Below are 13741 nucleotides of genomic sequence, written 5' to 3'. Positions count from 1 at the left end.
CACAGCCCAAGGAGGCCGACCCCCGTGACCGCCCGACCCCCGTCCCGACACTCGTCAGACCCCGATGTACCGAATCCGGCGGCAGCGGCCAGGCCCGGCCGCAAGCACCCCGCCGCACCACGGCCGCGCGCCGGCGGCAGTCATGGTGTGCGGGCCGCGCGGCCGCTCGCGGACGGGGACAGGGAACGGCTGCTGAGCGGCGCCCACCACGATCCGCACGGGCTTCTCGGCGCGCACTCGGTGCGGGGCGGCGTCGAACTGCGCGCGCTGCGCCCGTACGCGCGGGCGGTGACCGTACTGGCCAAGGGGCTGCGGGCCGAGCTGCACGAGGACGGCGACGGGTTCTTCTCCGGTGTGCTGCCGCTGCGTACGGCTCCGGAGTACCAGTTGCTGGTCACGTACGACGCGGGCGGGGCCGCCGAAGGGGACGAGAGCCCCGGCACGCACGAGATCGAGGTGCAGGACCCGTACCGCTTCCTGCCCTCGCTCGGCGAACTCGATCTGCATCTGATCGGCGAGGGCCGCCACGAGGAGCTGTGGAAGGCGCTCGGCGCCCATCCGATGGCGCACCAGGGTGTCACCGGAACCCGGTTCACCGTCTGGGCACCCAACGCCCTCGGCGTGCGCGTCGTCGGCGACTTCAACTACTGGGACGGCACGGGCCATCCGATGCGGTCGCTGGGCTCGACGGGCGTGTGGGAGCTGTTCGTCCCGGGGGTGGGCGAGGGCGCGCTCTACAAGTTCGACGTCACCCGCCCGGACGGCTCGCACACCATGCGCGCCGACCCGATGGCGCGGCACACGGAGGTGCCGCCCGCCAATGCCTCGATCGTGATCGAGTCCCACCATGTGTGGCGGGACGAGGAGTGGATGGCGCACCGCGGTGACCGGCCGGTGCACGAGGCGCCGTTCTCCGTCTACGAGGTGCATCTGGCGTCCTGGCGGCCCGGTCTGACCTACCGCCAGCTCGCCCTCCAGCTCCCCGCGTACGTCAAGGACCTGGGCTTCACTCATGTCGAGCTGATGCCGGTCGCCGAACATCCCTTCGGCGGCTCCTGGGGCTATCAGGTCACCGGGTTCTACGCACCGACCTCCCGGATGGGCAGCCCGGACGATTTCCGCTTCCTGATCGACGCCCTGCACCGGGCCGGCATCGGGGTGCTGGTGGACTGGGTGCCCGCGCACTTCCCGAAGGACGACTGGGCGCTCGCGGCGTTCGACGGCCGCACCCTGTACGAGCACGAGGATCCCGCGCGTGCCGCGCACCCGGACTGGGGAACCCTCGAGTTCGACTACGGCCGCAAGGAGGTGCGCAATTTCCTGGTCGCCAACGCGACGTACTGGTGCGAGGAGTTCCATATCGACGGGCTGCGGGTGGATGCCGTCGCCTCGATGCTCTACCTCGACTACTCCCGCGAGCAGGGCGAGTGGTCGCCGAACGTCCACGGCGGCCGGGAGAATCTGGACGCGGTCGCCTTCCTCCAGGAGATGAACGCCACGGTCTACCGGCGCTGTCCCGGCGTCGTCACCATCGCCGAGGAGTCCACTGCCTGGGACGGCGTCACCCGTGCCACCCACCATGTGGGCCCCGGCGGCTTCGGCGGCCTCGGCTTCGGCCTGAAGTGGAACATGGGCTGGATGCACGACTCGCTGGACTATGTCACCCACGAACCGGTGCACCGTAAGTTCCACCACAACGAGATGACCTTCTCGATGGTGTACGCGTACAGCGAGAACTACGTCCTGCCGATCTCGCACGACGAGGTGGTGCACGGCAAACGGTCGCTGGTGAGCAAGATGCCCGGCGACTGGTGGCAGCAGCGCGCCAATCACCGCGCCTATCTGGGCTTCATGTGGGCGCATCCGGGCAAGCAACTGCTCTTCATGGGGCAGGAGTTCGCGCAGGGCGCCGAGTGGTCGGAGGGCCACGGCCCGGACTGGTGGCTGCTCGACCCGTCGTACGCGGCGGAGGCGGACCACCGCGGGGTACGGAATCTGGTCAGCGATCTCAACGCGGTGTACGGAGCGACTCCCGCGCTCTGGCAGCGCGACACCGTGCCCGAGGGCTTCGCCTGGGTGGACGGCGACGCGGCGGAGGACAATGTCTTCGCCTTCCTGCGCTACGACGCCTCGGGCGCACCGCTGCTGGCCGTCAGCCACTTCTCGCCGGTGGTCCGCCATGAGTACCGCCTCGGGGTGCCGGACTCGGCCCAGGCGTGGACGGAGATCCTCAACACGGACGCGGCGCGCTACGGCGGCGGCGATGTGCTCAACGAGGATCCGCTGAAGCCGGAGTCGGTGCCGTCGCACGGCCGCCCGTCGAGCATCCAGCTGACGTTGCCGCCGCTGGCGACGGTGTGGCTGCGCCCGGCGTGAACGTATGCCCTCGGTCGCCGGGCGGGCCTGCTCTCCGAGCCCGGCCGGCGGTTGAGGACGGACCGGCTGCCGGTCGGACCCGGTCATTCCCGCGCGGTCATTCCCACGCGGTCATTCCCGTGAGGTCACCTGGACAGGCCGCGGCCGCGGTCCGTACGCACCACCCCCAGGCGCTGGGTGGCCCGGGTCAGCGCCACATAGAGGTCGTTCGTCCCGTGGGGCGAGCCGGCGCGGATCAGCTCCGGCTCGACGAGGATCACCGTGTCGAACTCCAGGCCCTTCGCCTGGCGGGGGTCGAGCAGTACGACGGGCCGGGTGAGGTCCGGTTCACCGCCGCTCGGGACGTCGGGCAGCTCGGCCGCCAGCGCGGTGTGGAGCCCGGCCGGGGCGATCACCGCGAGCCGTCCCTCGTACGGAACTTCGGCCACCCGCTCCGCGACGGTCCGTGCCAGCTCGTCCGGGGCGACAGCCACCTCCCACGGCCGTACGCCCGTGGAACGCACCGAGCGCGGCGGCTCGAAGGCGGGGTCCTCACTGCGCCGCACCTCCGCCGCGAGCTCCATGATCTCGGCGGGCGTGCGGTAGTTGACACCCAGTCGGTTGTGCTGCCAGCGGTCGCCGACATACGGCTCCAGGATCTCCTGCCACGACCCGCAGCCGGCCGCGTCGCCCGTCTGGGCCGGGTCGCCGACCAGGGTCATCGAGCGGGTGGGGCAGCGGCGCATCAGCAGCCGCCACGCCATCGCGGACAGCTCCTGGGCCTCGTCGACGATGATGTGCCCGAACGCCCAGGTCCGGTCGGCGGCGGCACGCGCGGCCGCGCTGCGGTGGTCGGCCTCCTCCTGGCGCTCGGCCATCCGCTCGGCGTCGATGATGTCGTGTGCCGCGAGAACCTCGGACTCCTCGTCCTCGAACTCGTACGTCTTGGAGCCCTGCGAGAGCTCCAGGACACCCTGCGCGTAGGCGATCCGGTCCTGCCGTTCGGCCTCCGCGGCGGCCCGTTCCGCGCTGTCGTCGATGCCGAGCAGTTCGGCGGCCTCGTCGAGAAGCGGCACATCGGCGGGCGTCCAGGCACCCTTCGTGCGCCGGATCATCTCGGCCTGCTCGCAGGGCAGTTGGGCCTCGGGCTCGGCGAGAAAGTCGGCGACGACCCGCTGCGGGGTGAGCGAGGGCCAGAGCTCGTCGATGGCCGAGTGCACCTCGGCGCTGGTGGCGATCTCCTTGCCGAGCTGGGCGATGTCGTCGGGGCCGAGGAGGTTCGGTCCTCCGTACGGGTCGGCGCCGAGCCGGTCCACGAGCTGCTCGGTCAGCGCGTCGATGATCCGGAAGGCGAAGTGCGGCCGGGCCAGGTTGTGCGGGAGCCCGGTGGCGCGCGCCCGGTCGCGGGCCTCGTACGCCATCTCTCGGTGGAGCAGCAGCGTCCCGTGCTCCTGATGGTCGATCTCCAACGCGGGCTCGGGCAGCGTGCCGCTGTCCTCGTGATCGACCCGGGGCACGGACTCGGGGAGCGTCTGCCGGTCCCGTACGACACGGGCCAGCACATCGGCCATCTCCCCGCGGCCCTTGACGGCCGCGGCCTGCTGAGCGTCGGTCCCGGTGGCCCGTACACCGGGGTAGAGCTCCGCCATGGTGGACAGCAGCACCCCGGTCTCGCCGAGCGAGGGCAGCACCTCACCGATGTATCCGAGGAACGCCGGGTTCGGCCCGACGATCAGCACGGCGCGCCGGGCGAGCTGCTCGCGGTGGGCGTAGAGCAGATAGGCGGCCCGGTGCAGCGCGACCGCGGTCTTCCCGGTGCCGGGCCCGCCCTCGACAACGAGCACACCACGCTGCGGGGCGCGGATGATGCGGTCCTGCTCGGCCTGGATGGTCTGCACGATGTCGCTCATCCGCCCGGTCCGCCCGGCCCCGAGCGCGGCGAGCAGTACGGCGTCCGCGTCGTGGTCCTCGTACCCGGTGCGGGTGGCATCGGCGAGATCGAGGATCTCGTCGTGCAGCGCGGTGACGGTGCGCGCCTTGGTGGTGATGTGCCGGCGCCGGCGCAGCCCCATCGGCTCATGGCCGGTTGCGAGGTAGAAAGGCCGGGCCACAGGAGCGCGCCAGTCGATGAGGAGCGGCGTGCGCTCCGCATCGTCCTGCCGCATTCCGATGCGTCCGATGTGGTGCCTGGCACCGTCCGCGAGATCCATGCGCCCGAAACAGAGTCCGGAGTCCACGGCATTCAGCGCGGACAGCTGTCCGGACTGTTCCGCGACGCTGACATCGCGCTCCACGCGGGCCTGAAGACCGGTGCCGGCCTGCCCGATCGCCGTCCGGACCGCACCCTCGGCCTGCTCGCGAAGCGCATCGAGACGCTTGTAGAGCAGGGAGACGAATTGCTGCTCATTCTGCAATTCCTCGGTTGACAATTCAGCTCCTGACGCGATACGGTGTCACCAGTGAACTTATCCGCGCACTTCAGTGTGCGCGGGCACGCAAACATTAAATATACGCAGAAAAATACCCCGGCCGTCAATTCGGTTCCGGGGTATTTTTCTGCGTCGTGGCGTTGTCGAAGAGTCCGGAGGAGACACATGGGCGGGGCGAAGGCCATGGCGCTGCTGCGAGAGTACGGCGCCGATCAGCTGGAGCACCCCGGCGGGACGCTGCTCGCCCACCTGGAGCGCGTGGGGGAACGCCTGGCCACCTGGGGCGCACGGCCGGAGCTCCGGCTGGCCGGTCTGTGCCACGCGTTCTACGGGACGGACGGCTTCGCGACAGCCCTGCTGCCGCTGGAGCGGCGGGGCGAACTGGCGGCCGCTGTCGGCACGGAGGCGGAGGAGCTCGTGTACTTCTACGCGAGCTGCGACCGGAAGGCCTCCTACAGCACGCTGGCCGAGGACGACGCTGCGTTCCGCGACCGGTTCACGGGCGCGACATACACACCGAGCCGCCAGCAGCGGCAGGACTTCGCCGAGCTCACCGCCGTCAATGAACTCGACCTCGCCCGGACGGACAGCGCGTTCCGGTCCCGGCACGGCGGGCCGCTGCTGCGGCTGTTCACCGCATGGCGGCCACTGCTGAGCGAAGCCGCCCGAGCGGATGTGCGCGATCTGCTGGTACTTCGCGGCGAGGAACAGTGACCGCGCTCCGACCCAGCGGAACAGCGGACCAGGGTCCGCCGGCCATGCCCTCGAGGTAGCCGGGAAACGTCCGGTCACACACATGGTGCCGACGGCATGAAACATTTCTTCATCGTCATCGCATCAATAGAGGTGAAGGGGCTTGGAGGCCCCGCAAAAACCGAGCACATAACGGGGACGGACGGGGAGGGGACAGCATGACCGAGTCCCGCGAGGACGAGTTCCTCCAATTGCTGAGGGTCGTCTCTTTCGCTCCGCCAGCCTCTTCATCAGGGGCGACACGCGTCCTGCCGTCGAGAAGACCGCCGGCGCGCTGAACGCCGGCTCCCTCTCCATTCGGACGCGCTCGTCGCGCGCACCGGCACGCCCGCACGGAGAACCCGGCGGCAGCCGAGCCGGGCTTGTTCAGGTCCGCCGAGACCTCTTTTCTCACTCCGCCGGCATCGACCGGAGATGGTGATCCGTCATGCCGCCCGCCACCGGCAAGAAGTGGCACGGGCTCAGGTAACCGCCATATGCGTTCCATTCGACTGTCGTGCGTTCGCGTCCGACCGGGGGTCCCCTTCATGTCAGCCATTGATACCGGCCGCAGGCGCTTCCTGCGCACCGCAGGAGCCGCCGCAGCGGCCGCCGGGCTGTCCGGCGGCGGTTTTGCCGTGGGCCGGATGTCGACGACCGAGGCTGCCGCGACACCGGCACCGACAGGGCTGCCGTTCGCCTTCCGCACCGGCGGCTATTGCGCCGCGCTCGATGTACCCGAAGGCATGCAGCCGTGGCGCACACGTACGGCGGAGCGGACCGACTCCGGGCAGCACGACGCTGCGGGCGTCCGGATGTTCCGTGCACACGGCCGGTTGCACGACCACCCTGTCGGACAGATTCAGTACGGTCTGGAAAACCTGGCAAGCCACCGGCGAACCGGGGACGCGTTCTTCCTCCGACGGGCGCGGGCGCAGGCGGACCGGGTGATACGGAGACGGCATCAGGCGCGCGGCGCCTGGTTCTTCCCGTATCCCTTCGACTTCAGCCACGCCGTGCACAAGGGCGTGGCGTACCGGGCCCCCTGGTACTCGGGCATGGCTCAGGGCGAGGCGCTCAGTCTCTTCTCCCAGTTGGCCCGGAACACGGGAGTCCCGTCGGCGGACCGGGCGCAGTACCGGACCGCGGCCGACAAAGCGTTCGCTTCCCTGCTTGTCGGGAACGACAAGGGGCCGTGGGTGGTCGCTCGGGACGAAAGGGACCACCTGTGGATCCACGAGTATCCCATCGAAGCGCCAGGCACCTCGGACTACACGTACAACGGCTTCATGTTCGCGGCGCTCGGGCTGTGGGACTACTACGCGATGAGCAGAAATCCGCTGGCGGAGCAACTCTTCGACGGTTCCCTGACGACGCTTCACGCCTACTTCCCGGATCTGCGCAATCCCGGCCGGCTTTCGCACTATTGCCGAACCCACGAGATCCCGACAGTCCACTACCATCCGGTGCACATCGACCTTCTGCTCCAGTTGTCGTGGCTTTCCGGCAGCGAGCGCTTCGCCGCTCATGCGGACCTGCTGATGGAGGACTACCCGCCGCCTTCTCTGGGCGCCTCCGGTGGACGGGTCACCCTCCAGGACGGCACGCACACCCTGTTCCGCTTCACCGAGGAGGGTGCCGTCACCGCGACACGCAGGCTCCATCTGCGCCGCCCCCGGCAGTTCACGGCCTCCCGCCGGACCCGCGTCATGGGCCGCGGCATTCACTATCTGCTGACGGACGGGCCGGAGGCGGAGTGGTACGTGGCCGAACGCTTTCCAGCGGCCCGCCTGCACGGGGAGTGGTGCGGCACCGACTACCGCCCGGCGCGCCGCGCGGTGTTCCAGGCGGGCGTCAGTGTGATCTGCCACGCGAGCCCGACGGTGAACGCGGCACCCCGGACGGTCACTTACCCGAAGGACACGCCCGTGTACTACAACCGCCGGGCTCTGGTCGAGGGCCGTTCGATGGTCCGCCTCACGGACGGCCCGTCGGCCGGCTGGTGGGCCCCGACCGCACAGCTCCTCATGCCGGGAGCCTCATGAATCCTCAGCCGGGGAGGGGGTGTCCGGACAGAAGCCGCGCCACCCGCGCTTTCACATCGATGCGGGTGCGCCGTTCTTCACGTCGCCGTTCTCCGGCCGACGCGACAGCGGGCGGATCACGTCCTCCAGTTCCTGGAGCAGCCGTCGCTTGGGCCGGGCTCCGATCATCGACTTCACCGGCTCGCCCCCGCGGAACACCATCAGCGTCGGCATCGACAGCACGCCGTACCGCGCCATGATCTCCGGATTGGTGTCCACGTCGAGCTGTACGACCTTGAGCCGGCCGGCCTCCTCGGCGGCGAGTGCGCTCAGCACGGGCGCGAGCTGGCGGCACGGGCCGCACCAGTCGGCGGTGAACTCCACCAGGACCGGCAGTCCCGCCTTCAGTACCTCGTCGTCGAAGTCGTCGTCCGTCACCGCGGCGACGCCCTGTGCGTGGATCATTCGTCTTCCCTTCCGTACGTCAGTTCACAGCGTGGCTCCGGACCGCCCGGAATAGCGGCCCGCGCCTCCAGCTCCGCCCGTGCGAGCTGCGCCCCGACCTGGGCGCGCACCGACTGGAGCTGGTCGATGAGCGTGTCCAGCTCACCGAGCTTGGCGCGGTAGACGGCGAGCGAGGCGGGGCAGGAGTCGCCCGCCGGGTGCCCGGCGCGCAGGCAGTCGACGAAGGGCCTGGTCTCCTCCAGGTCGAACCCGAAGTCCTGCAGGGTCCGGATCTGCTGGAGCAGCCGCAGATCGTCCTCGTCGTACGTGCGGTAGCCGTTCACCGCGCGCCGGGCGGGCAGGAGCCCGCGGGACTCGTAGTAGCGCAGAGCGCGGGTGGTCGTCCCGGCCCGCTCCGCCAGCTCGCCGATTCGCATGCCTTCGACGGTAATCCTTGACGTCGGCGTCAAGGCAACAGGCCGACCCCTTCCCGGGGCTCAGACCTTCCCGGGGCTCAGACCGTCCCGGGGCTCAGACCTTCCCGGGGCTCAGACCTTCCCGGGGCTCAGACCTTCCCGGGGCTCAGACCTTCCCGGGGCTCAAGCCCTCCCGGGGCTCAGGCCCTCCAGGTGACGGCCTCGACCGTGCTCGCCCAGTCGTCGGCCCTGTGGCCCTTCGCGATCGCCCTGTCGGCGAAAACATCGAGGTCAGCGCGGTGGCAGCAGCGGTTTCCGGGCCACCGGCGAGGTCAGCACCACCGATGTCGTCGTACGGCCGAGCGCCGACGTCTGCTCCAGTACGTCCTCGAGATGGACCGTGTCGGTCACCGCGACCTTGATGATCCAGCAGTCCTCGCCGACGACATGGTGAACCTCGATCACCTCGGGGCGCGCCAGCAGTTCCAGAGTCCTGGGGTGCCTCAGGTTGTAGCCGCCGTGCGGACTGACGCGGATGAAGGCCTGAATGCCGTGGCCGAGGCGGGCCGGTGAGACATGAGCCCCGTAACCGGTGATCGCGCCGCAGGCCTCCAGCCGGCGCAGCCGTTCGGTGACCGCCGCCGGGCTCAGCCGCACCCGGCGGCCCAGTTCGCTGAGTTTGATGCGGCCGTCGGTCTGGACGAGCTCCAGGATCTGGCGGTCGACGGCGTCGAAGGCGGTCGCCGACGTTTCGTTGGCGGCAGCTCGCAGAGGCCGTGGTTCTTTCGGCAGGCCGGCCGGATCTCCCATGTCTCCCCCTTCAGAATGCGATCCGTAAACGTAACACTTGACGTACGACGAGAGGGAGTTGGGAAATGGGCGAGATATGCGTCATCGGCGGCAACCGGTATTTCGGCAAGCGGTTGACAGCTCGACTGCTGGATTCGGGCGACCGGGTCACCGTCATCAATCGCGGGTCGTCCGCCCCGCCCGCCGGAGTCACCCATCTCGTCGCGGACCGCGACGACGAGGATTCCCTGCGGGCCGCGATCGGCTCTCGTACATTCGATGTCGTCTTCGATCAGGTCTGCTATACGCCACGCCAGGCGGAAATCGCCCGTCGGGTGTTCGCGGGCCGCACCGGGCGCTATGTGATGACGTCCACCGTCGAGGTGTACGAGTACGAACACTCCACAACCCTCGTCCGCGAGGAGGCCGTCGACCCGCTGACGGTGAACGTGGACCTGACCGCTCCATGGGAGGACCCGGACTTCCGCGAAGAGCACTACGGCGAGGGAAAACGGCAGGCCGAGGCGGTCCTGGCGCAGAACCCGGCCTTCCCGTACGTGTCGGTACGCGTCGCCCATGTGCTCGGCGGGGACGACGACTTCACCGGCCGCGTGGACCACTACGCGACCCGGATCAGGGCGGGCGAGCCCATCGCCGTACCCGCGGAGAACCACCCCGCCACCTATGTGCATGTGGCGGAGATCGCCGAATTCCTGGCGTGGACAGCGGGTCAGGAATTCACCGGCCCGGTGAATGCGAATGCGTACGGTCCGCTCTCCACAGCAGATATCTGTGCGGCGATCGAGCGCGTGATCGGCGGAAAGACGGAATTTCTTCCCGTGGAGGTCGGCATGACCTCGCCGTTCTCCTTCGCCCGCTCCTACGGCATGGACAACTCGCGTGCGGCGGAGCTGGGTTACACCTTCAGCCGTACCGAGGAATGGCTGCCCCGTGCCATGGCCGAGACTCTCGGTTCCGGCAAGGAGGTCCGGTAATGCGGTACCGCACGCTGGGCAGCCTCCAGGTGAGCGCGATCGGGTTCGGCGCCATGCCACTGTCCATCGAGGGCCACCCCGACGAGCGGCAGGCCCTCGCCACCGTCCATGCCGCTCTCGACGCCGGCGTGACGCTGGTGGACACGGCCGACTCCTACTGTCCGCCCGGCGGCGAGCCGGGTGCCGGCGAGTTGCTCGTGCGACGCGCGCTCGCCGCGTACGGCGGCGATACGGACTCCGTCCTGATTGCCACCAAAGGCGGCCGGGGCAGGACCGCCGAGGGCGGCTGGACGGTCAACGGCGATCCGCGCCATCTCAAGCAGGCCGCCAGGAGTTCGCTCGACCGGCTCGGCGTCGCGGCGATCGGGCTCTATCAGCTGCACAAGCCGGACCCGTCCGTCCCCTTCGCCGATTCGCTCGGCGCGCTCCAGGAGCTGCTGGCGGAGGGCACGATCCGGTTCGCCGGGATCTCCAACACGAACGCGGCTCAGATCCGGCTGGCCAGGCAGATGCTGGGAGAGCGGCTGGTCTCCGTACAGAACCGGTACTCGCCCGCGGTACGCGACAGCGAGGCGGAGCTGCGGCTCTGCGCGGAGCTGGGCCTCGCCTTTCTTCCGTGGAGTCCACTCGGCGGGATCTCACGGAGTTCACTGGACGGGCCGTCGGATCCGTACGGCGCAGGAGCGGACCGAGAAAGCAGGGAAGTGACAGGTCCGTACGCCGCCTTCCACCAGGTGGCTCGGGAGCACGGCGTGAGTCCCCAACAGACCGCCCTGGCCTGGCTTTTGGCGAAGTCGCCGACCGTGATCCCGATCCCGGGGGCGAGCAGGCCTTCGACCATCCGGAATTCGGCGGCGGCCGCCGGACTCACTCTGAGTGCCGCGGAACTGGCGGCGCTTGACGCCTCGTCGGCCGACGGGATCGACGGGACAGAACCGGCCGTCCGCTCCTGACCAGCGGTTCAGCCCAAACCGGCAACGCGTTCAAGAAGTCAACGATGTGCAGCCATTGACGGCTGGACTGTCTACATCTACAAAACTGTTTGAGAGCGCTCTCAACTCCCTCGGCACCACCCTCCCGGAGGTGTTCCTTGAGCACGAGCCGCATCAAACGCACCCCCCTGCTCACCATGATCGTCGCCATGTCCGTGGCCCTCGCCGGTTTCATCGCTGTGACCGGCGCGGGCTCCGCCCGCGGTGACGTACCGCCCACGCCCGGCTGGAATCTCCAGTGGAGCGACGATTTCAACGGCGCCAACCGCACCCTGCCCTCGTCGGCCAACTGGCAGATCGACCTCGGCCATGCCTACCCGAACGGGCCGGGAAACTGGGGCACCGGCGAAATCCAGAACTACACCGGCAACCCCGACAACCTGAGTCTCGACGGCACCGGCAACCTCCGCATCACTCCGCTCCGGGACGGCGGGGGCAACTGGACCTCCGGCCGAATCGAGACCCGGCGCACCGACTTCAAGGCCCCGGCCGGCGGCACGCTGCGCATCGAGGGCCGGATCCAGATGCCGAATGTGACCGGCCAGTCCGCCCTCGGCTACTGGCCCGCCTTCTGGGCCCTCGGCGCGCCCTACCGTGGCAACTACTGGAACTGGCCGTCCATCGGCGAGTTCGACATCATGGAGAACGTCAACGGCATCAACTCCGTCTGGGGGGTGCTGCACTGCGGGGTCAACCCCGGCGGCCCCTGCAACGAGACCAGCGGCATCGCCAACAACCGCGCCTGCCCCGGGGCGAGTTGCCAGTCCGCATTCCACACGTACCGCTTCGAGTGGGACCGTTCCTCCTCCCCCAATGAACTGCGCTGGTATGTCGACGGCCAGCTGTTCCACAGCGTCGCCGAGAATCGCGTGGACGCCGGGACCTGGGCGAACATGACCAGCCACGCGGGCTACTTCATCCTGCTCAATGTCGCGATCGGCGGCGCTTTCCCCGACGCGCTGGCCGGCAAGACCCCGACGGCCGCGACCGTCCCCGGCCGCCCCATGCTCGTCGACTACATCGCCGTCTGGACCAAGGGCGGCGGCTCGACCACCCCGCCCACCACACCTCCCACGACCGACCCGCCCACGACTCCCCCGCCCTCCGGCTCCTCCCAGCTGTATCTGCGTACGGGAGGCGGCGCGGGCGACGCGGCGGCATCGGCCTCCACGGTGAGCCTCGCCTCGGCGGGCGGCGCCAACTACGACGGCACCCCGCACAATCCGCAGGTCTTCACCTCGTCCGGGATCACCAGGAAGTACAACGGCGGCCCGACGCAGTTCGACCTGTTCGTCGACGCAGGCTCCACGGTCGCCAACGGCCAGCAGGTCAGGGTGAGTTACGACCGTACGGGCGACGGGAGCTGGGACCGGACGGAGACGTACAGCTACTTCGCCACCGACCCCGTCGCCGGCTGGGAGCACTACACCCAGGCGAAGGGCCTCAAGTCGGCCACCGGGGCGTTCGGCGATCTGGCGAACGGCAAGGTGCGGATCGAGGTGTGGAACGCCATCGGCGGCGGTGCCAGCACGGTCGGCGTCGGCAACCAGTCCGTCGTACGCATCCCCTTCGACTGAATCAAGGAGGACCGCAATGTTCCGCCGACTGCTCACGGGCCTTGCCGCCGTGATCTTCCTGATCACGGCGGGATGGGTCACCGCGAGGACTGAACGGGCGGCTCCCGACACCGATTCGGGCCGCACCGCGTCCCGTCCCGCCATGTCAGGCCACAACGGCCACGCCTACACCTTCACCAGCGCCCAGACGGCCGCGATCGTCGCACAGGCCGCGGCCCCGGTGCGCGGCAGCGAATTCCGCGCGGAGTGCTTCTCCAGCCACCGCAGGGGCGACGACCCGATCGTCTTCCCGGGACAGGCGGGCCGTTCGCACATCCATGAGTTCTACGGGAACCGGACCGCGAACGCGGCCTCGACGCTCCAGTCGCTGGCCGCCGGCACCACCAACTGCACGCCCGCGGTGGACCTCTCCTCGTACTGGACGCCCACCCTCTACAAGAACGGAGTTCCAGTGGCCCCCGAGCGGGTCACCGTCTACTACCAGGGCATCACCGACCACGCCCGGGCCGTGGCCCATCCGCGCGGTCTGCGCTACGTCGTCGGCAATGCCCTGGCCACCTCTCCCGACCAGAACCCGGCGGCGCGCTGGTCGTGCGTGGGCCGGCCCGAGTCCAGCCGGGAGTTCATCACCTGCCCTCCCGGCACCAGGCTGGAGAACTATCTGGACTTCCCGACCTGCTGGGACGGGAAGAACCTGGACAGTGCCGACCACCGGGACCACATGGCGTACGCGGCCGGACAGACCTGCCCCGCCTCGCACCCCGTGGTCGTGCCGCGGCTGGAGCTGCTGATCACCTGGCCGGTCAACGGCGGCGGGCTGACACTCGCCGGCACCAGGAACGGCGTCAATGTGACCGACCAGCCCGGCTACACCTTCCACGGCGACTTCTTCAACGCCTGGGACGACGGTGAGCTGAAGCGCCGGGTGGCCAACTGCATTGTCGCGGGGTACATCTGCGGGACGGACGGCAACCCGGTCCAGCAGTGA

General features: G+C 69.5%; 11 protein-coding genes. 7 read left to right on the top strand and 4 right to left on the bottom strand.

What is annotated here, in order from left to right; translation table 11 throughout:
* The first annotated feature begins 24 nt into the window (after positions 1–24).
* Entirely contained in the window at positions 25–2376 is a 2352-nt protein-coding gene (glgB, locus tag OG966_RS28235) for a 1,4-alpha-glucan branching enzyme (RefSeq protein WP_406731011.1), read from the top strand.
* A 125-nt stretch (positions 2377–2501) separates the two neighbouring features.
* Here glgB and OG966_RS28230 read toward each other — a convergent pair whose 3' ends face one another.
* A complete protein-coding gene (locus OG966_RS28230; protein WP_326652711.1) occupies positions 2502–4784 on the bottom strand; it encodes a HelD family protein in 2283 nt (760 codons plus the stop codon).
* A gap of 165 nt (positions 4785–4949) precedes the next feature.
* Between OG966_RS28230 and OG966_RS28225 the strand changes: the two genes are divergently transcribed.
* Both OG966_RS28225 and OG966_RS28220 read left to right on the top strand, forming a co-directional pair.
* Complete coding sequence (locus OG966_RS28225) at positions 4950–5498, top strand: DUF6817 domain-containing protein (protein WP_326652710.1); 549 nt, start codon at positions 4950–4952, stop codon at positions 5496–5498.
* 566 nt (positions 5499–6064) lie between these two features.
* Positions 6065–7561: a D-glucuronyl C5-epimerase family protein gene (locus tag OG966_RS28220; RefSeq protein ID WP_326652709.1), complete on the top strand. Its 1497-nt coding sequence runs from the start codon at positions 6065–6067 to the stop codon at positions 7559–7561.
* A gap of 51 nt (positions 7562–7612) precedes the next feature.
* On the opposite strand, the gene trxA is transcribed toward OG966_RS28220, so the two are convergent.
* The 3 genes from trxA to OG966_RS28205 form a co-directional block, all read right to left on the bottom strand.
* Positions 7613–8005 carry a thioredoxin gene (trxA, locus tag OG966_RS28215; protein ID WP_326652708.1) on the bottom strand — a complete coding sequence of 131 codons (393 nt, stop codon included), beginning with the start codon at positions 8003–8005 and terminating at the stop codon, positions 7613–7615.
* Positions 8002–8421: a MerR family transcriptional regulator gene (locus tag OG966_RS28210; protein ID WP_326652707.1), complete on the bottom strand. Its 420-nt coding sequence runs from the start codon at positions 8419–8421 to the stop codon at positions 8002–8004. The genes trxA and OG966_RS28210 overlap by 4 nt, the downstream gene beginning before the upstream one ends.
* 270 nt (positions 8422–8691) lie before the next feature.
* On the bottom strand, positions 8692–9210 hold the full coding sequence (locus OG966_RS28205; RefSeq protein ID WP_326652706.1) for an Lrp/AsnC family transcriptional regulator: 519 nt from the start codon (positions 9208–9210) through the stop codon (positions 8692–8694).
* Positions 9211–9275: 65 nt separating this feature from the next.
* Between OG966_RS28205 and OG966_RS28200 the strand changes: the two genes are divergently transcribed.
* The 4 genes from OG966_RS28200 (at position 9276) to OG966_RS28185 (ending at position 13741) form a co-directional block, all read left to right on the top strand.
* Positions 9276–10184: an NAD-dependent epimerase/dehydratase family protein gene (locus tag OG966_RS28200; protein WP_326652705.1), complete on the top strand. Its 909-nt coding sequence runs from the start codon at positions 9276–9278 to the stop codon at positions 10182–10184.
* Entirely contained in the window at positions 10184–11137 is a 954-nt protein-coding gene (locus tag OG966_RS28195; RefSeq protein WP_326652704.1) for an aldo/keto reductase, read from the top strand. Before OG966_RS28200 ends, OG966_RS28195 begins: the two co-directional genes overlap by 1 nt.
* A gap of 176 nt (positions 11138–11313) precedes the next feature.
* Positions 11314–12753, top strand: coding sequence for a glycoside hydrolase family 16 protein (locus OG966_RS28190; RefSeq protein WP_326655406.1), 1440 nt, complete (start codon positions 11314–11316; stop codon positions 12751–12753).
* Positions 12754–12769: 16 nt separating this feature from the next.
* Complete coding sequence (locus OG966_RS28185) at positions 12770–13741, top strand: DUF1996 domain-containing protein (protein ID WP_326652703.1); 972 nt, start codon at positions 12770–12772, stop codon at positions 13739–13741.

The organism is Streptomyces sp. NBC_01750 (assembly GCF_035918095.1).
GTDB lineage: Bacteria > Actinomycetota > Actinomycetes > Streptomycetales > Streptomycetaceae > Streptomyces.
The sequence above is the reverse complement of the archived record's forward strand: the minus strand, read 5'-3'. Positions and strand labels throughout refer to the sequence as shown.